Origin of the sequence: Echinicola vietnamensis DSM 17526 (genome assembly GCF_000325705.1) — a bacterium.
In the GTDB taxonomy this organism is placed as follows: domain Bacteria; phylum Bacteroidota; class Bacteroidia; order Cytophagales; family Cyclobacteriaceae; genus Echinicola; species Echinicola vietnamensis.
In genome coordinates, this window is record NC_019904.1 from 1,735,779 (window position 1) to 1,756,948 (window position 21,170).

At 44.4% G+C, this 21,170-nt stretch carries 20 protein-coding genes; 14 read left to right on the plus strand and 6 right to left on the minus strand.

What is annotated here, in order from left to right; translation table 11 throughout:
• Window positions 1-5 precede the first annotated feature (5 nt).
• The 4 genes from ECHVI_RS07405 to ECHVI_RS07420 all read left to right on the plus strand — a co-directional run bounded on the left by ECHVI_RS07405 (window position 6) and on the right by ECHVI_RS07420 (window position 3,529).
• Window positions 6-491, plus strand: coding sequence for a hypothetical protein (locus tag ECHVI_RS07405; protein WP_015265340.1), 486 nt, complete (start codon window positions 6-8; stop codon window positions 489-491).
• Window positions 492-762: 271 nt separating this feature from the next.
• Window positions 763-1,887 carry a sugar phosphate isomerase/epimerase family protein gene (locus ECHVI_RS07410; RefSeq protein WP_015265341.1) on the plus strand — a complete coding sequence of 375 codons (1,125 nt, stop codon included), beginning with the start codon at window positions 763-765 and terminating at the stop codon, window positions 1,885-1,887.
• Between the two features lie 238 nt (window positions 1,888-2,125).
• Window positions 2,126-2,374, plus strand: coding sequence for a hypothetical protein (locus ECHVI_RS07415; protein WP_015265342.1), 249 nt, complete (start codon window positions 2,126-2,128; stop codon window positions 2,372-2,374).
• A gap of 84 nt (window positions 2,375-2,458) precedes the next feature.
• A complete protein-coding gene (locus ECHVI_RS07420) occupies window positions 2,459-3,529 on the plus strand; it encodes a hypothetical protein (RefSeq protein WP_015265343.1) in 1,071 nt (356 codons plus the stop codon).
• Window positions 3,530-4,299: 770 nt separating this feature from the next.
• On the opposite strand, the gene ECHVI_RS24030 is transcribed toward ECHVI_RS07420, so the two are convergent.
• Window positions 4,300-4,488: a hypothetical protein gene (locus ECHVI_RS24030; protein ID WP_015265344.1), complete on the minus strand. Its 189-nt coding sequence runs from the start codon at window positions 4,486-4,488 to the stop codon at window positions 4,300-4,302.
• Window positions 4,489-4,602: 114 nt separating this feature from the next.
• On the opposite strand from ECHVI_RS24030, the gene ECHVI_RS07430 reads away from it, so the two are divergent.
• The 6 genes from ECHVI_RS07430 (at window position 4,603) to ECHVI_RS07455 (ending at window position 11,394) form a co-directional block, all read left to right on the plus strand.
• Complete coding sequence (locus ECHVI_RS07430; protein ID WP_015265345.1) at window positions 4,603-6,051, plus strand: BatD family protein; 1,449 nt, start codon at window positions 4,603-4,605, stop codon at window positions 6,049-6,051.
• Window positions 6,051-7,133, plus strand: a complete 1,083-nt coding sequence (gene aroC / locus ECHVI_RS07435; RefSeq protein ID WP_015265346.1) for a chorismate synthase — start codon at window positions 6,051-6,053, stop codon at window positions 7,131-7,133. Before ECHVI_RS07430 ends, aroC begins: the two co-directional genes overlap by 1 nt.
• An 18-nt stretch (window positions 7,134-7,151) precedes the next feature.
• A complete protein-coding gene (locus ECHVI_RS07440) occupies window positions 7,152-8,486 on the plus strand; it encodes a dicarboxylate/amino acid:cation symporter (RefSeq protein WP_015265347.1) in 1,335 nt (444 codons plus the stop codon).
• Between the two features lie 155 nt (window positions 8,487-8,641).
• Window positions 8,642-9,226 (plus strand): NifU family protein, encoded by a 585-nt coding sequence (locus tag ECHVI_RS07445; RefSeq protein WP_015265348.1) that lies wholly within the window; start codon window positions 8,642-8,644, stop codon window positions 9,224-9,226.
• A gap of 88 nt (window positions 9,227-9,314) precedes the next feature.
• Window positions 9,315-10,388 (plus strand): DUF3810 domain-containing protein, encoded by a 1,074-nt coding sequence (locus ECHVI_RS07450; protein WP_015265349.1) that lies wholly within the window; start codon window positions 9,315-9,317, stop codon window positions 10,386-10,388.
• A 103-nt stretch (window positions 10,389-10,491) separates the two neighbouring features.
• Entirely contained in the window at window positions 10,492-11,394 is a 903-nt protein-coding gene (locus ECHVI_RS07455) for a M23 family metallopeptidase (protein ID WP_015265350.1), read from the plus strand.
• Here ECHVI_RS07455 and ECHVI_RS07460 read toward each other — a convergent pair.
• The 4 genes from ECHVI_RS07460 to ECHVI_RS07475 form a co-directional block, all read right to left on the minus strand.
• On the minus strand, window positions 11,366-12,304 hold the full coding sequence (locus ECHVI_RS07460; protein WP_015265351.1) for a DMT family transporter: 939 nt from the start codon (window positions 12,302-12,304) through the stop codon (window positions 11,366-11,368). The two genes, ECHVI_RS07455 and ECHVI_RS07460, sit on opposite strands and share 29 nt — an antisense overlap.
• Window positions 12,305-12,534: 230 nt before the next feature.
• Complete coding sequence (gene glmS, locus ECHVI_RS07465) at window positions 12,535-14,376, minus strand: glutamine--fructose-6-phosphate transaminase (isomerizing) (RefSeq protein WP_015265352.1); 1,842 nt, start codon at window positions 14,374-14,376, stop codon at window positions 12,535-12,537.
• Window positions 14,377-14,427: 51 nt separating this feature from the next.
• Window positions 14,428-15,834, minus strand: coding sequence for a hypothetical protein (locus ECHVI_RS07470; protein ID WP_015265353.1), 1,407 nt, complete (start codon window positions 15,832-15,834; stop codon window positions 14,428-14,430).
• The gene (locus ECHVI_RS07475; protein ID WP_015265354.1) at window positions 15,794-16,609 is read right to left on the minus strand and encodes a glycogen/starch synthase; all 816 of its coding nucleotides are present in this window, start codon (window positions 16,607-16,609) and stop codon (window positions 15,794-15,796) included. The genes ECHVI_RS07470 and ECHVI_RS07475 overlap by 41 nt, the downstream gene beginning before the upstream one ends.
• Before the next feature lie 126 nt (window positions 16,610-16,735).
• On the opposite strand from ECHVI_RS07475, the gene panC reads away from it, so the two are divergent.
• Genes panC through ECHVI_RS07495 form a run of 4 tightly spaced genes read left to right on the plus strand, consistent with a single transcriptional unit; the run spans window position 16,736 to window position 19,702 of the window.
• A complete protein-coding gene (panC, locus tag ECHVI_RS07480; RefSeq protein ID WP_015265355.1) occupies window positions 16,736-17,593 on the plus strand; it encodes a pantoate--beta-alanine ligase in 858 nt (285 codons plus the stop codon).
• Window positions 17,594-17,623: 30 nt separating this feature from the next.
• A complete protein-coding gene (gene panD, locus ECHVI_RS07485; protein WP_015265356.1) occupies window positions 17,624-17,971 on the plus strand; it encodes an aspartate 1-decarboxylase in 348 nt (115 codons plus the stop codon).
• Window position 17,972: 1 nt separating this feature from the next.
• Window positions 17,973-18,989, plus strand: coding sequence for a lysylphosphatidylglycerol synthase transmembrane domain-containing protein (locus tag ECHVI_RS07490; RefSeq protein ID WP_015265357.1), 1,017 nt, complete (start codon window positions 17,973-17,975; stop codon window positions 18,987-18,989).
• Between the two features lie 20 nt (window positions 18,990-19,009).
• Window positions 19,010-19,702: a zinc metallopeptidase gene (locus ECHVI_RS07495; RefSeq protein WP_015265358.1), complete on the plus strand. Its 693-nt coding sequence runs from the start codon at window positions 19,010-19,012 to the stop codon at window positions 19,700-19,702.
• A 433-nt stretch (window positions 19,703-20,135) separates the two neighbouring features.
• Here ECHVI_RS07495 and dusB read toward each other — a convergent pair whose 3' ends face one another.
• Entirely contained in the window at window positions 20,136-21,137 is a 1,002-nt protein-coding gene (dusB, locus tag ECHVI_RS07505) for a tRNA dihydrouridine synthase DusB (RefSeq protein ID WP_015265359.1), read from the minus strand.
• Window positions 21,138-21,170 lie beyond the last annotated feature (33 nt).

A 21,170-nucleotide genomic window follows, 5' to 3' on the forward strand; every position in this document is an offset into this window, starting at 1 on the left:
TTATTATGATTAAAAAAGCAATTATTACAGCTTTTGTCGTAGCGGTTATGGTCGTCAGCCACCGGGCTGAAGCCCAGACCTATTCCACTGGCGTCGGCCTGAGAGCTGGTGTTTCTAATGGCCTTACGGTAAAGCATTTTATTTCCCTCGACGAGGCGATTGAGGGAATACTGCACACCCGATGGAAGGGCTTGGTGATCACGGGACTTTATGAAAAGCATAAAGACATCAGAGAAGTCAGAGGGCTTAAGTGGTTTTATGGTGGAGGTGCCCACCTCGGAACCTGGGGTGATCGCAGTGACCCTCCTTTTCATGATTATGATGACAGCTATACCGTGTTCGGTATTGATGGCATCATCGGATTGGATTACAAGTTTGTCGATGCGCCGATAAACCTGTCGTTAGATTATAAGCCCGCCTTTAACATTACCGATGATGTAGGCTGGTGGGGCGATGAGATTGCCCTGTCCATCCGCTTTACGTTCCATTGATGAAGGTTACGGTTATCAATGGTGGCGAGAGACATAAGGCCTAGTGCTTAACGTTTCGTGGTCCTGGTTCTTGAACCGGGGGCTTGTTGAATTGTCGAATCGAAGGATGTTGTGTAAACATCTTTATTCCTTGGACAGTCCAGGGCTGTTTCGGTTCGACAATTCTACCGTTACTAAAGGTTTATCACCATTAAACCAATTGACCTTTCAACCTTAGAACCTCATAACTTTACAGCATTACAACGTTATCAACCTTTAAACCTTAAAAGCCATGACCAATCCCATTTGGATAATGACTTCGGCATTTGACCAGCTGAACTTGGATGAAGTGATCAAAAAAGCCCAAGAGACGGGTGTTCAAGGCCTTGATGTGTGTGTATTTCGGAAAGATGGTACCCGAGATGATTTTGTGGCGACCCATTTAGATTATGATCATTTCACCCTTGATATGGCCAAGGAAGTGCTGGATAAATTTAACCGTGCCCAACTGCAGCTTTCCATCGGTGCTTTCGACAACCTGATCGGAGGTGATCCCGCGCAGCGGATTAAGAACCAAAACCATTTGCTGAAGTTGATCCGAATGGCCCACCTGCTGGGCGGGGATGCCAATGATGTGAAAGTGGGGACGTTTGTGGGGTATAATCATGAACTGGGCAACCAAGAAAATGGATTTGAAAAGAACTTGGAGGAATACGCGAAGGTATTTGGTCCCATCATCAAGTATGCCGAGGATTTAGGCGTAACAGTGCTGTACGAAAATTGCCCGATGGAAGGCTGGCGGTCCGCTGGATATACGGGAACCTTTAATAACCTCCCTGGTGTATTGGCCGCAAGAAAGCTGATGTACACCATGATCCCCAGTAAAGCCCATGGGGAGATCTATGATCCTTCGCACGACGTATGGCAGCATACTGACCCTGTGGAGGTAATCCAGCATACCGATATGGATCGCCTGAAGCGGATCCATGTGAAGTCCACCCGAAATAATGCCGATCCTTACTGGGGAAATATGTACCCTACCCAGTTGGTAGATAAAGGCCTGGCAGATCGAGCAGGAGTACCGACAGCGGAGCATGAGTGGGACCGGCACCATTATGAGGCGACCTTGCCGGGGTTCGGGGTCGGGGACAGCATGGACTGGAGACGCTTTATCAAGGTGCTGCAAGAAAAAGGCTTTTCTGGGCCCTTTGAAATTGAAAATGAAGCGGGGCTCTCCAAAGGTACCGGAAATATGGCTGCCATCATGCAGGGGTATAAGGCCACGGTGCTAAACCTCAGTCCACTGCTATGGCCACTTACGGAAAATGGCTACCAGTATCCTTCCGACAAGTTTAAGGAGCTGAATGCCGTGGCAGAGAAGGATATTCCCGTGGTGACCATGGAGGAGCTGGGGTAAGGTAATTAATCTGCCATTAAAATAGTGAAGACATCGATATGGTGATAAGATGCATTTACCCGTATTGTTTTCTGTGCGGTTAACACCAAGTCGTGTCAAAAAAACTATTTCGGGATGTTGAGTTAAAGAATATATGAAGATAATTTTTTTGAGTATATGTGCGTAGGTGTTTTTTTTGATTAGAATAAACTCGGGAGTAAACTAGGTGAAATTATTAATTGTTTTAACCTAATTTATTATGAAAGCAAGTTTGAAAGTTTTTGCAGCAGCAGTGATGTTTATGGCTGTTTCAGGTAGTCTTCACTCCCAAAATCATGAATTTAAACAAGTAGAAGAACCAGGGGATGGCGGGTATAGCTGTACCGTTACTACAAATTGTTTCAACATTGGTGGTAAAGTTTCAGGGACAGTAGGATGTACAGGTACCAAAAAATGTGAAAGAGGGACTGGATATGTTGAATGTGACGGTAAAAGGACAAGTTGCTAGGTGATTTAAATTGATCTCTACTCCTCTTACGACATATAGGAGTAGAGGTCTTTTTTGTTAAAAAAGTGTTATGACATAAGGGGTATGAATGAGCATAAAAGAGAATTAGTTGTTTTAATGGTGATCCTCATAGTTGCACATTTTTTTTTAGGGTGTAAAGGAAAGGTAAGTGGACATCATGGAGAGGACTCATACGTTTCATTAACAGATATGGGGATTAGTCCAGTGATTTTGGAAAATTTTGTTTCCATAGATACTTATGAGGATGGAGCATTGATCAGTGATCCAGAGTTACTGGTAAGTCCAGGAGAAAAGTCCCCTTTTGTATATTTTTACGATGGAAAGCAGCATAAGATAGGGAAAATAGGTATAGGGAGTAACAAAGTGGTTATGTCCTTTGGTGATTTTGGTACTGGTCCTGGCGAGATCAGCTCAATTTCAAGTCTAGATGTGTATAGAGATACGGTGTATGTCTGGGATTGGGAAATGATGAGGCTTTCTAAATTTTCGGCAACTGATGGAGCTTTTTTGGAGTCCCATAAAGTAAGCTATTTTGTTTTTAATGGAAGGATCATGAATGTAGATCAGGATGGTTTTTTTATAGCTACCATGAACGAAGAGGTGGCTCAGCCTGTGTTTGAATTATATTCGGAAAAAGGATATGGGTTTAAAAATCAAAAGAACTATTATACTGGAATAGCCGAAAAATATGATGATAAATTGTTGCACAAAGTAGGTGATTGGTTGTATCTAGTGTCAACTTCTCGTCCTGAAATCGAATTGATAAATATATTATCTATGGACAGTACTGTATATGACTTGTCTCAAATAGGTTTCTATATGAAGGAGTCCGAATCGATCACTGAAGAATATAGAAAGGATGGGGATGCGAATACAACTATTATGATAGTGGAAGATTTTTATGTAGGTGAAGAGGAGATTGTTTATCTTCTATGTTACAGCAGGGAAAAGGGAACGGGATTAAATACAGTGATCGCTTGTGATCTGAAAAATAAGTCTGTATTGGCCAATTACATATTGAAACGGAAAGGCGACAATGGATCCAATTGGTACAATTCAATTTTTGTAAGAAAGGGTGTCTTATATGCTTCGAATAATACCCATTCTTCAGTTGATGTTTTTAGAATTGAATAATTGTTCTAGAGAGATCTTTGATTGTGATTGTTCACGTAGGAAAGGTTGGGGTAATACTATTTTCCTTATTTGCAGAGATTTCATGGGGGAGAAATAAAGGACGTAAGGTCATGTAAGTCCTGGAGGATTTGTGATGTATCCCCCATTAAAATAGTGATGACATCGATATGGTGATAAGTTGCATTTACCCGTATTGTTTTCTGTGCGGTTGACGATATGTCATGTGCCAAAAACCTGCCATGAGGTGTTGAGATAAAAACGGATCAAGGAATTTTTCTGGGGGTAGTTTCCATAAAAAGAGGGCTTTTCTGCTATGGATTTGATTAATTCAAGCGTTGCCGGGAAGTCCTCTTCATGGCCAAAGCATGGCATCAAAGTTATTTTAAGCCACGGATAAATGGGATGTACACGGATTTGCAATGCCCTAAGGATCCTATCCGTATTTATCAGCGTTCATCCGTGGTCAAATAGAAACCAAAGGTGGTAAAGAATATATTTACCCATCGAAATAGGCGATCCTCTATCTTTTCTGCATGATCCCTAAAAACACCATAGCTACGGATAAAAAAGCAGGAAAAGGTCCCAAAGGCATCAAGTGAAAGCTGTAATCTGCACTGAAAGGAATTTAAAATTACTTTGTGTCTTAGTGACTTCGTGGCGTATGATTTTTCCGATAAATAAAAAAATGCTCCCAGAATTTTGTCATGATTCTAAATCAGGATAAAATAGTAAGCAAAAACAAAAAGCCCCGCTTGGCGGGGCTGTTATGATTAGGCGAGTTTTACAAAATATTTATTGAGTACTCCCAAATAAATTTTTGAAAACGTCTTGTAACACCAGGTTTTAAACTCCTGAACCTCATGGGGCGTCAACATGTTGAGGCCCTTTCTTAACTCTTTCTCGAAAAGTCTCTTGTCAAAACTCACCTTAAGTAAAATGGTTTTAACATATTCTATCATGGCTCATTTATATTTAAGTTGGTTAAACAATACTAAAATTGATACGACAATACTTTGAATTTGTTGCGTTTAAAATATACTCGTTAATTTGCAACCTAAAGCATCTCGGTATCTATGAAAAGAACGAAATTATACTTTACTCTAGTATTCATTTGGACAATGGTTTTTTCCTATGGATATGCGCAGGAAATAAAAGTTGAACTGGGTCCTGATGAAATAGGGTTGAATGAAACGTTCAGTGTAAAAATAACCATTTCTAATGAAAAAATAAAGTCTTACGACCAGTTTCCGGAGATCCCTGGATTCCAGAAGCAAGGAGTGTCCCAGTCCTCATCCATGAATGTGATCAACGGACAAGTGAGCAGTACCAACAGCATCGTACAGTATTATAGACCGCTCAAAAAAGGGTCCTATACACTCCCTGATTTTAGTGTTCAGATCAATGGAGAAAAAGTATCTTCAGCGGGAAAGACCATCAAGGTAACCGATGCACAGCAGTCAAGGCGGAGCCAGCGCCAGCGGACGGATCCATTTGATGATTTTTTCGGTGGAGGAGATCAGCAGGAACAGGAATTTATCGAGCTTGATGATGAGGCTTTTTTTGCGATGAGCGTCAATAAGGACAGTATTTACGTTGGAGAGGGCTTTAATGTGAGCTTGGCATTTTACATGTCAGAATCCAATCAAGCGCCATTTGATTTTCATGAGCCGGGCAAGCAGTTGGAGGAAATTGTTAAAAAAATCAAGCCTACCAATGCTTGGGAAGAAAACTTCAACATCACCAATATTCAGCCGGAGCGCGTTACCATTGATGGAAAAAATTGGACGCGTTTTAAGGTATATGAATCCACCTATTATCCTTTCAATGAAGGCGAGGTAACACTGCCCGGGATTGACTGGGAAATGATCAAATATAAGGTCGCCAAGAACCCTACTTTCTTTGGTAATAATCGCCAGCAGGATTTCAAGACTTTCCATGCACCGGGCAAGACAGTTTTTGTCAAGCCACTGCCTCCCCATCCGCTGAAAAATCAGGTGAGTGTAGGCGTTTACCGATTGCGAGAAAACTTTGATACCAAAAAGGTGGAAACAGGTGAAGGGGTAACCTACGATTTTGGCATCACGGGTGAAGGAAATGTCAGCACCATCAAGGCACCGAGAAAGAAGAACATCCAAAAGCTGAACACCTATGACCCCAACGAGCGCCAGCAGATCAACCGTGGCCGCGGTCGTGTGACCGGGATCAAGCAGTTTGAATATTACATTACCATCAATGAGCCTGGTGAGGTGAAATTGGCAGATCATTTTGAATGGATTTATTTTAATACCGACAAGGCCGCTTATGACACCTTGAGGCCCAATGCCGTGTTAAACGTGGTCGGAGAGAGCAAAATCAACCAGGCCATTTCAAGTACCAGGCTAGGGGGGATTTATGATTTAATAGAACTTGAAGACAATAAGCTTTTAAACGAACGATATAAGTATTATTTTTCGGCTTTTATCAACATACTATTGGCCGGAGCAGTGGTTTTGCTGGTCGTATTGATTATTAAAAAGAGGTAATGGGTAATTCATTTGGAAAAGTATTTAAGATAAGCACCTTCGGTGAATCGCATGGAAAGGGGCTAGGAGTGATCATTGACGGCTGTCCGGCAGGTTTGCCGATTGATGAAGCGTTCATCCGGCAAGAGCTGCAGCGCAGAAAGCCGGGGCAATCCAAAATTACCACCCAGCGAAAGGAAGAGGATGAGTGCCAGATTTTATCTGGGGTATTTGAAGGGAAAAGTACAGGGACGCCTATTGCGATTGTGATCATGAACACGGATCAAAAAAGCAAGGATTATTCCCATATCGCTGATAAATATCGTCCATCCCATGCGGATTATACGTATCAGGAAAAATTTGGTGTCCGCGATTACCGTGGAGGAGGAAGAAGCAGTGCACGTGAAACGGCCGCCCGGGTGGCTGCCGGAGCCGTAGCCAAACTTTTTCTGAAGCATATAGGCGTCGAAATCAATGCCTATGTTTCCCAAGCAGGTCATATCAAACTGGATAAGCCATACCAAGAACTGGACTTCGCAGAGATAGAAAAAAACATCGTCCGCTGCCCAGACCCGGAGGTCGCACAGGACATGATTGACTATATAGATGAGATCAGAAAAAACCGGGACACCGTAGGGGGTGTGGTCAGTTGTGTGGCAAAGAACGTTCCGGTGGGCCTAGGAGAGCCTGTGTTTGATCGTCTGCACGCCGATCTTGGAAAATCCATGCTCAGCATCAATGCGGTGAAAGGGTTCGAATATGGAAGCGGGTTTGAAGGAGTGACCATGCTCGGTTCTGAGCATAACGACGCTTTCTATATGGATGGGGACACCGTGAGGACAAAAACCAATCATTCCGGAGGAATCCAAGGAGGTATTTCCAATGGAGAAGATATATATTTCCGCGTGGCTTTTAAGCCAGTGGCGACCATCATGAAGGATCAAGACAGTGTAAACCAAGCTGGAGACCAAGTGACGGTTTCTGGAAAAGGCCGTCATGACCCTTGTGTAGTTCCACGTGCGGTACCGATCGTGGAAGCCATGGCCGCATTGGTATTAGCGGACTTCGTTTTGTTAAAGCGATTGAATAAATTGGACGTTTAAGAATTTAACCCAAATAGTATGTTAAAAAAGATACCCCTTCACACTCAAATTATCATTGGCCTGGTGCTGGGCTTGGTGTTCGGTTTGATTGTGATCAAGACACAGATGTCTCCAGATTTTACCATGGATTATATTAAGCCCATTGGTACCATTTTCATCAATGGGCTGAAAATGATCGCAGTACCCTTGGTGCTGGCCTCACTGATCGTGGGGGTATCCAATTTGGGCGATATAACGAAACTGGGAAGGATTGGTGGTAAGACCATTGGGGCCTATATGATGACCACTGTGATCGCGGTGACCGTGGGGCTGTTGTTGGTGAATGTTTTTGCCCCGGGCAAAAGCCTGCCCATAGAAACGCGGGAAAGGCTGATGGAGCAGTTTGATGACGTGGTAGGTGATAAATCCTCCCAAGCAGCCGAGCTGAAAGAGCAAACACCCCTCAAACCCTTAGTGGACATGGTGCCGGAGAATGTCTTCCTGGCTGCCGCGGACAATGGCAGCATGCTGCAGGTGGTGTTCTTTGCCATCATCGTGGGAATAGCCCTCTTGGAAATTCCAAAGTCCAAGGCCAGTCCTGTCATAGCCTTTTTTGATGGGCTAAATGATGTCATCATCAAGATCGTCGGCTATATCATGTTGATAGCGCCTTATGGCGTCTTTGCCCTAATGGCTTCGCTGATCGTGGAGATAGCAGGGGATAATCCTGATTCGGCCATAGAATTGCTGTTTGCTTTGCTAAAATATAGCTTATTGGTAGTGGCGGGATTGTTATTGATGATCGTGCTGGTGTATCCGACCATTTTGAAGCTGTTCACCAAAGTGAAATACAAAGACTTCTTCGCAGCCCTTAGGCCAGCACAATTGTTGGCTTTCTCTACCAGTTCCAGTTCTGCCACCTTGCCGGTGACCATGAAGCAGGTAGAAGAAGAAATTGGGGTTTCCGAGGAGGTCAGCAGTTTTGTGCTTCCCCTTGGTGCCACCATCAACATGGACGGGACATGCCTCTATCAGGGAGTTGCGGCGGTGTTTATTGCCCAAGCACTCGGTCTTGACCTGAGCCTAACACAGCAATTGATGATCGTGTTGACAGCTACGCTAGCTTCTATCGGCACCGCCGGTGTTCCGGGGGCGGGCTTGATCATGTTGCTCATCGTACTGGAATCCATAGGCGTGCCTTCTGCTGGTCTGGCGTTGATTTTGGCTCCGGACAGGATCTTGGATATGTTCAGGACGGTGGTCAATGTGACGGGAGATGCGACGGTTTGTACCGTGGTGGCCAGCACGGAAGGGGAGCTTCCCGATGGCCTGATCCGGGAATCCAATCCGCTGACCACTACGAGTGATGCATAAAATGAGCCAGTAAGGGAACTTATAAGCGGTTTTGCTGTTTGAATTGCTAGGACGTCATGGAAACAAACCGCCGTTCATTACTGCTTTGGGCTCGGTAGTGGGTCGGAAAAGCGATTTTATAAGAATAGATTTTCGAAGAAAGAAAAATAACAATCATGTTACAAGCGCAGAAAAAGCCAGTACATATCTATATGGAAGCGAATCCCAATCCGAATTCGCTGAAGTTTGTCGTGAACTTTATGTTGACAGACGAGGGGGTGAGTTTCGATTATCCGGATGAGAAAAGTACCGAAAATTCACAGTTGGCCAAAGAGCTGTTTAATTTTGCGGCTGTGGAACGGGTCTTTATCGCCTCCAATTTTGTGACGGTGACCAAAAATGATGGTGTAGAATGGCCGGAAGTACAGGATTTTATCCGCGATCATATCCGGCAATACCTGGAGTCAGGAAAGCCGGCCATTGATGTGGTGTTGGATAAGGATCCCTTATTTGATGAGAATGACAGTGAAGTAGTCAAAAAAATAAAGGGAATCCTCGATGAATATATTCGTCCAGCAGTAGAGCAGGATGGGGGAGCCATTATTTTCCATAGTTTCCAAGATGGTGTGGTGAAGGTATTGCTACAAGGAGCCTGCTCGGGCTGTCCTTCCAGTACCGTAACACTTAAAGCGGGTATCGAGAACCTGCTTACGCGAATGCTTCCTGATGATGTCAAAACGGTAGAGGCCGAAGGGGTTTAGGAAAAAGAAATTATATAGTTTAGGTCATCCACATTCGTGGATGGCCTTTTTTTTGCTGATGCAACTCATTATAAATTGCTGGTGACCTATGCTTAAGAAAAACTGGACGTGGATGATTTTGGGGATAATATGCCTGATCATTCGCTATTTTGCAGTCCGTTTTCCTGAGACGACTGAGCGTGTTTATTCACGAGAATTTTTTCCAGCAATCCGTAATGTCATTGATATTTCCATTGCCCGTTTGCCTTTTCCGACAGTTTACCTTTTCTTCTTGGGAGTAATATTGGCTTTTGGGCTTTATGTCTGGCGTGTAAGAAGGCGTGTCGGGTGGAAGGGGAAAGTATTTTTTAGTGGCCGGTGCCTATTAAACTTCGCAGGATTGTTGGTGTTTTTCTTTTTGGTCCTTTGGGGATTTAATTACCAGCGGGTGCCTATTTTTCAGCAGTTGGGGCTTAAACCATTGGCCTTGGAAAAGGATGTTCTGGTGAATGAAATGGTGCTTACTCGGGATTTATTACATCAGATTCGTCCCCAAATTTCAGATGATACGGTAGCGATCGGCAGCACGCTTCCTTATGGAGAACTTGAGGATGTCGTCCGTTCCAATATCCGTGAAAATCTATATATGATGGGGCTTAATTTTACAGGCCATCCCCGAACCAAGGAATTGTATCCTGGCGGCTTGTTGAGGAAACTTGGTATTTTGGGAATTTACTTTCCCTTTGTAGGGGAGAGTTATATTGACCCCACTTTGCACCCCTTGGAAAAGCCCTTTACGATCGCACATGAGATGGCTCATAGTTATGGAGTTACCGATGAGGGCGAAGCCAACTTTATCGGTTGGGTGATCTGCAGCCACAGTGACAATCCCCTTTTACAATATTCAGGGCATTTGAGGTTGTTAAGTTATCAGTTGAATGATATGTACCGACTGGATCCCACTGGATACCGACAGTTTTTGACCACCTTGGATAAAGGACTTCGAAATGACTTGATCGATATTTCAGAAAATCACCGGCAGATCAAGGCTTTTTCCTTGGAACTCAGCAGGCGGTCAAATGACCTTTTTCTAAAGGCCCAAGGGGTAAAAGCAGGTGTGAAAAGTTATGCCCAAATGCCCATGCTTGCGTATGCTTGGAGAAATAAATTGAAGGGAAAATAAGCAGGTAAGGGGAGAGGTACTTCTGCAGACGTGCGGACCCTCCCTGTTGATTATTTGATTTAAATTTCACATATTTAACCTTTTCAGTTTAACTATTTTTACGATGATCAGAGTTGCCATTTTAGTTGTTTTACTTTCTTTTTGTTATGGCGTAAATGGCCAAGAACTTAGGCTAAGTTCTGAGAGGGATAGCGAAAATAATGTGATTATTTATGGGGAAAATCCTACTTCAAGCGTCTATACAGTAGTGCTGGACCTGGAGGATTATTCCAATCTAAAACCCAGTACATCTCTTCCGGCAATAGTTACGGTGCGAAGAGGAAAAAGCAAATTGCTTTCCCTGAGTCGGGTCAGGGAAAATTCCAGTGACGGTTATCAGTATAGTTATCGGTATTTTAAAGGAGAGATCAAGCGGAAATTAAATGAAGTGCCATATGGATTGCCGTTTCCTGAGGGAGTAAAGGGCAGGGCATTTATGGCGGGGCATTTTGACGAATTATTAAAAGATAAGGAACGTCCGGATGATTTTTATGTGGTGGGGTTTCATTTTGATGAAGAGACGCCGGTGTTAGCACCAAGGAGGGGTATCGTAATGGATGTGGTAGGGGATGAAACGTCGATACTCGGTAATTTGATTTATAGTCGAACAGCAAATAGTGTAGAAATTTTGCATGACGATGGAACCTTCACGGTGATTTCTGTACTTAAGTCCGGATCTGTCAAGGTCCGTCCCGGACAGGAAGTGAATGTAGGAGATGAGATAGCCTTATGTGGTGGTGAAAATTACAATTCAGGATACCAGATTAGGCTTTATACAAGTCAACTCTATAAAAAGTCTCGAGAAGAACTGGCTTATAAAAGCCTTTACATTAAATTCTTAGATGCTGAAAAAGGAGTGGTTTCCTTAAAATCCAATGAAGTTTATCACCCAGTTTTTCCTGAATCATTGATAACGAAGGAGATGAGCAAGAAGGAAGTTAAACGTTGGAGGAAGTCGCAGGAATGACTTTTTTTCGCTTTTTTCTATTTCCGATCCACACGCCGGTAATCACGGCAATCATTCCGATGAAATGACCGGAAAGGAGTACTTCTCCATCTAATACGCCCCATGCTATGGCTACAATAGGGATAAGATAGGTGACCGTGCTGGCAAATACGGGACTGGCAATTTTGACCAGACCATTGAACACAATGAGGGAGACGGCGGTGCCCAGCACACCCAGAATGGTCAAGTAACCTGCTGCCAATGGTGCGCCTTCTTGATAAAGCAGTTTAGGGATAAAGTCTGTCTGGGAAATCAAATAGCCCAAGGCCACAGGAAGGGCTAAAAGGAGGGAAATGGCCGTGATTTCTACTGGCTTTAGGGCCTCAAACCAATGTTTTATGATGTTCAGGTTGATGCCATAGCAAATGGTGGCCAAAATCACCAGAAATGCATAGCTGTTGATGGAAGAAAGACTGGAAAGGCTGCTGCCCTCTTTGACGCTTATAAGGATGATCACTCCCACGAAGGCAATGAGGAGCCCGAGGCCATTTCTTAAAGTGATTTTGGCCTTAAAGAATAAGGCTCCTATAAGGACTACAAAGAGTGGTGTTAGCGCATTGAGTACACCAGTGATGGAACTGCTCAGTTGGGTTTGGGCTTTGGCAAAGAGAAATGCCGGTAAAAAGCTGCCGACCAGTCCCACGGCCATGAGGTTTCCGATTTGTTTTCTGTTTAACCTTGCGATCCTTGGGAGTGAAAGCGGTAGCAATACTGCGGCGGCAGAGACGATACGGTACGCCCCCACTTCCCCAGGTGAAAAGACCACCAGCCCTTTCTTGATCAAAATAAATGAACTTCCCCATACCAGTGATAGAAAACCTAAAAGCAGCCAACTTCTCAGCGGTTGGCTTTCAGCAGTGTTAGTCGTCATATCGGGCCTGATTTTATAAATTAATGATCCACTATAAGCAAAGTTTATCCATAACAATCCATTGAAATGGATAGTTGCACGAGGCAAAAGTTTTTATGATTGGGATATTTAGGAATCGACAGCTCATCTCCGGCTTTTTTACTTGATCCATTGAACGGACGACTTGCAGCAAAAAAAAGGCTGTGAACTAAAATTCACAGCCTTCTTTCGGAGTAATATGATGTATAAGATTATTCCACGGTAACGGATTTAGCCAAGTTTCTTGGCTGATCTACATTACAGCCGCGCATGACAGCGATATGATAAGAGAGTTGCTGCAACGGCAGGACAGAAATCAACGGGACAAAGGCCTCATGGGCTCTTGGGATTTCGATCACGTGATCGGCCATTTTCCTTACCGTTTGGTCTCCTTCGGTGACCACGGCTATGATCTTGCCTTTTCGTGCTTTTACCTCTTGGATATTGCTGACCACTTTTTCGTAAGAACTGTCCTGAGTGGCGATGAATACCACGGGCATTTCTTCATCAATCAGCGCAATCGGGCCATGTTTCATTTCTGCGGCAGGGTATCCTTCTGCATGGATATACGAGATTTCCTTCAGTTTGAGCGCTCCTTCCAAGGCTACAGGGAAGTTATACCCTCTTCCGAGGTATAGGAAGTTTCTGGCATCTTTGTACTGAGCCGCGATCCGTTCGATTTGCTCGTTGAGTTTTAAGGCCTTTTCTACTTTGGCAGGAATGGCTTCCAACTCACTGAGTAGTTCCATGTATTTGCTTTCCGGCAAGGTGCCGCGTTGATAGCCCAGCATGAGCGCCATCATGGAGAGAACCGAGATTTGGGCGGTGAAAGCTTTAGTAGAAGCGACACCTATTTCAGGTCCTGCGTGTGTATACGAACCAGCATGGGTGGCCCGGGCGATGGAAGAGCCTACGACATTGCAGACGCCAAAGATAGTGGCTCCCTTCTGCTTGGCCAATTCGATCGCAGCCAAGGTATCCGCTGTCTCTCCTGACTGGGAGATGGCGATGACAAAGTCCCGGCTGTTAATTACTGGATTTCTGTATCGGAATTCAGACGCATATTCGACCTCCACAGGAACACGGGCAAATTCCTCAAACAAGTATTCAGCCACGAGTCCGGCATGCCAACTGGTACCACAGGCGGTAATGATGATCCGGTCAGCATTTTGGAACTTGTTCATATAGTCCCGCAGTCCGCCGAGGATCAGTCGGCCAGCCCTAGAATCCAGTCTTCCTCGCATACAATCTGCAATCGACCGGGGCTGTTCATTGATCTCCTTTAGCATGAAATGCTCATAGCCACCTTTTTCAATGGCTTCCAACTCCATGTCCAGCTTATTGATGTAAGGGTGGGTTTCGACGTTTTCGATGGTCTTGATCTGGAGCTTGGCATCCCGGATAACAGCGATTTCGTAATCGTCCAAGTATACCACCTGATTGGTGTATTCCACAATAGGAGTGGCATCAGACGCCAAGAAAAATTCATCTTCTCCCACGCCGATCACCAAAGGCGAGCCTTTACGCGCGGCGATTAAGGTGTCTGGTTCTTCCTTGTTCATCAAAACAATCGCATAGGCTCCGACGATTTTGTGAAGGGCCAAGCGAACCGCCTCTTCCAAGCTGCAGTTATTGTTTTGGTAGATATCCTCGATAAAGTTGATAAACACTTCCGAATCGGTATCACTATGGAAGGTATACCCTTTATTGATCAGGTCGGTTTTGAGGACTTCGTAGTTTTCGATGATGCCGTTATGGATCATGGCGAAATTTTCCGATGCCGAGTAATGCGGATGTGCATTGGCATCATTGGGTTCTCCATGGGTAGCCCACCGGGTATGTCCAATACCGATATGAGAATGAAGGTTCGGGTTGCTTTCGATGAAGTTTTCCAATTCCGAAACCTTCCCTTTCTTCTTGTAAACATTGAGTCCGGCGTCATTTAGTAAGGCCACACCGGCACTATCATAGCCTCGATATTCGAGACGTTTTAGGCCTTTTATGATGACAGGCAGGGCTTCCTGCTTGCCAACATAGGCAACAATTCCACACATAAAAATTACTTATTAGGGTCCGAATTTAATTTCTAATTATATCATGATCGATTATCTAAGTTTAGAATAATAGATTTTGAGTGTTATCGAATTTTGGTTGACTACATATTCCCTCAGTGACCTAGTGATGCTGCTGGAGGTGATTATACTAGTTCCTGAGGTAGAAACGACGGCCGGGTAGAGCAATAGATCTGTCCGCATAACATCCGTTCGATATAAGGCATCCACATAAGAGGTAATTCCCTCGCGTGTATTGGCAGGGCCGTATATATATTCACTGGTATTAAAAACCAGTGGGTTAGTGCCACCGGAAGTGACCGCAGGGACCACATTGCCATCCTCATCGGTCATGGTTTGGAGGACTGTCCCCAATTGCACACTGTATGGAGCATTATCTTCTTCCCTTCTCAGGATCTTGTTACTGTCATCGGTAAAATACTGGATCAAACCTTGTATGGGCATTTTGCTGTCAGGGAAATTTTCCGTCGGCCCCATGGAAAGCGTGGCACGGTTAAAGATGACATTGTCCAGGGTATCCAAGAAATTCGACAAGGGTTCCATATCCAGTTTTACCAAATGGCCCAACAAGGCTTTACTACCGACTAAGGCGCCAACGTCATAAGCTTTGTTTTTCTCAGTGACGATTTCTGTTGGTGTGCCAGTGGGATTATTGGTGACACCATTAAAGTGCCGTGAGGAGCTGGTGTAGATCGTATAGACACTGGATATGGTATCTTCTTCACTGTTTCGGTAATATAGTTTGAAACCGGTGTTTGTCCCAGGATTAACATGTAGGGTCGTTTGTTGTGAGGGAGATCCCTTAAGGGCAAACCCGGGGAAATAATCCCTGAAGGAAAAGATGTCATCAAAGACTGGGTCTTCATCCTTGATCTTCGTGAACAAGTCGGTGGCCAATGCCTCATCAATGTTCATGAAAACGACGGTGTCGGAATTCTCTTCCAGCATAAAAGACCCTGATGCAAAGGGCGTTTCCTCAAAGCCAAGTTGATCAAAATTGTAATAGGCGGTATCCAAGATCGGCTCGGTTAGTTTATGAGCAGCGAAGGTCTTGGTTTCATCCAGGTCTTCGGCGGTCAAGGACCCAATTTCCAGGCTGAATTTTGCTGAATCCAAGATGGCCTCATTTTCCGGCTTGGTAGCAGAGGTGCTGAAAGCCATTCTACTGTAGGCTGTAGCCTCTGTTTCTCCAAAATAATCACTGATATCACCACCCGCTACCAATACGCCGGCGTTTGTGGTGTTAAGTGAATCTGTAGCTACCAAATAAGCAGAAAGGGGTATTTCCGCATAGAAAACCCCTATTCTGTTTGCTTCTGGATCAAGCTTCAAGCCGATATCAGATGGATCGGTGCAGGCATTGATCAATGGTGTACATAACAATAACAGTCCGGCCAGCTTAGCCTGCCAAGTCTGTGTAGATGTTGTAATAACTTTCAAAAAGTTGTTCTTCTTCGTCTTCGTTGTTAATATCACACTTTTTGTCTTTAGAGCACTCTTCAATTATTTGATTCAGATTTTCGGAGATTTCGTCCCCTTTGATCACCACATCGGCATATTCCATTCCGATTTTCAAGAAGCCTTCATAATCTTTGGACTTCAAGGGTGTCAGGATACTGTCATCAATGTCGACCATTTTGACCTTCTCCAGCAAATCATCGTCAAATTTATGATTAAATCCGTTATTATAAATAGTGAACACTGATTTTGTGTTTTTAAATAACGGTTCGTTTTTATAAGTGGTTTTCAGGTACAAAGGAATCAAGCTGGTCATCCAGTCATTGCAATGTACAATGTCCGGTGCCCATCCCAGTTTTTTAACGGTTTCGATGACGCCTTTGCAGAAGAAAATGGCCCTTTCGTCATTGTCTTCATAGAATTTTTCCTGCTTGTCATGGAAAACGCTCTTTCGCTGGAAATAGTCTTCATTATCGATAAAATATACCTGAAGCTTTGCATTAGGAATGGAAGCTACCTTGATGATCAATGGCTTTTCCTCCTCCCCTACAGAAATGTTGATTCCTGAAAGCCTTACTACTTCATGCAACCTGTTCTTTCTTTCGTTGATCAAACCAAATCTCGGAACAAGAATACGGATTTCCATTCCTTTTTCCTGCATTGCCTGTGGTAACGCTCTGACGAAGTTAGCTACCTCGGATGTTTGAAGAAATGGATTGATTTCACTTGCTACGTAGAGAATACGAAGTTTGGACATATCTTGTTTTTTTTGTTGAGGGATAATACGGGACTACAAAGATACAAAAAAAAATACAAAAACCCGTTGATATTGTCTAGAATAATTTACTTTTGCTCCTATTTTGCGAAGTGTAAATGTAATACCGTGAAAATTCTAAAGACCAAGAAAGAGGTTAAGCAGCAGTTATTTACTTATCGGAAGGACGCCCGGACGATTGGCTTGGTGCCCACCATGGGAGCGCTTCATGATGGCCACCTAAATCTGGTAAAAAATGCCAAAAGGATGACGGATGTCGTGGTGGTTTCCATCTTTGTGAACCCTACACAATTCAATAATCCTGAGGACTTGGCCAAGTATCCCAGGACCGTCGAAACGGATTTGGCCAAGCTGGAAGCGGAAGGAGTGGATTATGTTTTCCTTCCAGAAGTAGCAGAAATGTATCCGAAACCCACAGGATTGACCTTTGATTTTGGGGATTTGGAACGGATCCTGGAAGGAGCTTTTCGGCCAGGACATTTCAACGGAGTTGGGGTGGTGGTGGCCAAGTTGTTGCATATCATTCATCCTGACAAAGCCTTTTTTGGCCAGAAAGACCTGCAGCAAGTGGCCATCATCAGGAGAATGGTTGATGACTTGGCGTTTGACGTGGAAATGGTAGTAGTGCCTACTTCGAGAGAAAAGGACGGACTGGCCATGTCTTCCCGCAATGGAAGGTTGACAGCTGAGGATCGCAAGCATGCCTTGGTCCTGTTTGAATCCCTGACGTTGGCAAGAAAGGAACTTTTAGCCGGCAAGCCATGGTTTGAGGTACAGGACAAAATATCACACAAATTTAATTTGGTGCCTGGCGTGGAGTTGGAGTATTTTGAGTTAGTGAGGACAAATAGCCTTGAAGTGGTGTCAACAATCGATATTTCCGAACAAACGACAGGCAAGGAGTACTCTCTTTGTACCGCCGCTTATGTCGGAGATGTGAGGTTGATCGACAACTTACCGATTTAATCCTTAAATTTGTGGCAAATTTAGAAAGCAATGCAAATTCAGTTATTGAAATCAAAGATTCACAGGGTTAAGATTACGCAGGCAGAACTTCATTATGTGGGAAGTATTACCATTGATGAAGATTTGATGGATGCAGCGAACATCATTGAAAATGAAAAGGTGCAGATCGTCAACGTCAATAATGGCGAGCGCTTGGAAACTTATGTGATTAAAGGTGAGCGCGGCAGCGGTATGGTCTGCCTAAATGGGCCCGCGGCCAGGAAAGCGCAAGTGGGCGATGTGGTGATCATTATTTCTTATGCTTCGATGGCATTTGAAGAGGCCAAAAAGTATAAACCTGTGGTCATATTTCCAGATGACTCCAATAAATTAATTTAAGTTGAGACTAAGCATAAAGCAATGGATCCAAGTGGTCGTTTCCCTAGCGGTGGCCATTTGGATTTTTTGGTTCTTATACAAGGATGTCAAGATGGAAAGCCTGTTGGAAGCACTTCAGCAGGCTTCACTGTTTTGGATCTGCATGTCCATTTGGATCTCGGTACTCGGCTTTGGGTTGAGGTCTTGGCGGTGGAAGCTGCTCATTGATGCGGACTTGGCTGAAAAGTTGCCCACCTCCAGGGCCTTTTGGGGCTTGATGATCGGATATTTGGTCAATATGCTCGTGCCGCGTGCCGGAGAAGTGGCCCGTTGTGGCGTACTCAAAAAGACGGATAAGCTGCCGGTCAGTAAATTACTGGGGACGGTGATTTTGGAGCGATCGGTAGACCTGCTGTTCATGATCGGGGTGATTTTTTTGGCCTTTGTGCTCGAGCGGGAGGTTTTTGTAGGGCTGGCTGAAGACTTGATCTCACTTGATGCCATCAAGACAGGCTTTAAGGAATACATGCCCTTGTTGGTTGGTGGTGTGGCTTTGTTGGTGATCGTGTTTTACTGGGTGACCAGTCGATACCGCGATCATGGATTGGTGAAGAAGTTTCATCATTTTATGCGTGAACTTATCGGTGGCCTGAAAAGCGTCCAGCGAATGAAAAACCGCCTAGGATTCTGGAGTGCTTCGGTAGGGATCTGGGTGATTTATTTTTTGATGATGTATTTTATCGCCATGGCGATGCCCAGCACTGCCAATTTGTCCCCGTCGTCAGTCCTTATGGTAATGGTAATGGGCAGTATTGGCATGGTGGCGCCCGTTCAAGGTGGAATCGGTACATTTCATGCCTTGGTAGCCTTTATTTTAATGACATATGGTCTTACGGAAGAAGAGGGCAAAATTTTTGCTATTATTGTCCACAGTTCCCAAGTACTGATTGTACTGGTAGCAGGTGTCATAAGCTTATTGGTGGTGGCAAAAATTTCTGTTACAACAAAACCACAAGCGGGACATTTGCGTAATAATTAAGCGTTTAAAACAACAAAAGTATGTTACTGATTCTAATTGTAGTTGTATTTGGAATTATGGGCTTTGTGGTAAGTCAAAAGCTCAAGAAGAAATTCAAAAAGTATTCACAAACGGCCTTACAGGCCAACTTGTCCGGAAAGGAAATTGCAGAATTAATGTTGGCTGACCACGGGATCCATAATGTAACGGTGAATTGTGTGGAAGGAAAGTTGACTGACCACTATAATCCGCAAAATAAAACCGTCAATCTTAGCCCTGATGTGTATTATGGCAGAAATGCTGCTGCCACCGCAGTGTCCGCTCACGAGTGTGGGCACGCCGTGCAGCATGCTCAGGCTTATTCGTGGTTGGGCTTACGCTCTGCCATGGTCCCTATCCAGAATGTCAGCGGCAAAATTCTGAATTTTGTCTTGATTGCTTCCTTATTTGGGGGATTGGCGCTATTTAACCTTCCTATCGAAGCGGTAGGTGTCATTGTCGTGGGATCTTATGGGGTGATTACCTTGTTCACCTTTGTGACCCTTCCGGTGGAATTTGACGCCAGTAGAAGAGCACTTGCTTGGGTGAAAGAAAGAAATATAGTGACCACTTCCGAGTACGGGATGGCCAAAGACTCCTTGAAATGGGCTGCCATGACCTATGTGGTAGCGGCATTGGCTTCCTTGGCGACATTGGCCTATTATGCGATGATTTTCTTTGGTGGTAGAGACTAGGGTAGAAGCAAGAGATAGGAGTTGCAAGTATCAAGTAGCAAGTATCTAGATTACCTCACCTTGAAGGAAATACTAGGAGAGGTGTTTTGGAGCAAAGAAAACCAGAGGGCTGCTTTCCAGTGGGAAGGCAGCCCTCTTATGTTAGCATTGCTTTTACTTTTTTCAAAAAGTGGATTAAGTAATATTGCTGGGAGCGATGTCTTCATTGTTTATCATAACAATGAAGTGCCATGAAGCGTGATACAGAAAGAGGTTGTCTCATAAATAAATAATCCGTCATCACGAGCGGAGTGAAGTGATCTCGATGTGCTTTCATTGCACGTATGATGAGATTGCTTCTTCCGATATCCATAATCGCAATGACGAGGACTTTTGAGACAGCCTCCTTCGTGCCTTATACATCGTGCTATCTAGCGACTAACAGTTAATATCCCTACCCTTGGCTCACAAACTGGTAATCGGCAAAATCTACCGCTACCTGATCCAGTAGTGAAGAAACTTCAGCATACGTGTCTGCCGTGACCATTTTGGTGCGGTAGGGTTTGAAATTTGGCATTCCCCGGAAGTAGTTGGTGTAGTGCCTTCTCATTTCCAGGATACCCAGTTTTTCACCTTTCCATTTTACGGAGAAGTCAAGATGCTTCTTGGCGACATTGATGCGTTCATCCAGCCCTGGAGCGGCCAGCTTTTGGCCGGTTTCGAAATAATGCTTGATTTCATTGAATATCCAAGGATAGCCAATGGCTGCACGGCCGATCATCATGCCGTCCACTCCAAAACGGTCCCGGTATTCCCGGGCCCTTTCGGGGCTGTCGATGTCCCCGTTCCCAAAAAGCGGGATGTGGATGCGTTGGTTTTCCTTGATTTTGGCCAAGTAGGTCCAGTCCGCTTCTCCTTTATACATTTGTTTTCGGGTACGCGCATGTACGCTGATGGCCTGGATGCCGACGTCCTGCAGCCTTTCTACGACTTCCACGATACGAATGGTGTTATTGTCCCAGCCAAGTCGGGTCTTGACGGTCACCGGAATGTTTACCGCCTTGACGATTTCAGCTGTCATGGAGACCATCTTGTCGATATCCAATAATATTCCGGCTCCAGCACCTTTGCAAGCTACTTTATTCACGGGACAGCCGTAATTGATGTCCAAAATGTCCGGCCCCGCTTGTTCGGCAATGGCAGCAGCCTCCCGCATGGAGTCGATTTCGTTTCCGAAAATCTGGATTCCAATGGGACGTTCGTATTCAAAAATATCCAGTTTCTGGACACTTTTGGCGGCGTCCCGGATCAGCCCTTCTGAGCTGATAAACTCCGTATACATCAAATCTGCACCATTTTCCTTACACACCGCTCTAAAAGGCGGATCGCTGACATCTTCCATTGGTGCCAGCAGTAAGGGAAATTCCCCCAAGGCTAAGTTTCCTATTTTTACCACGATTGATTTATAATTTTCCTGTAAATTTACCCC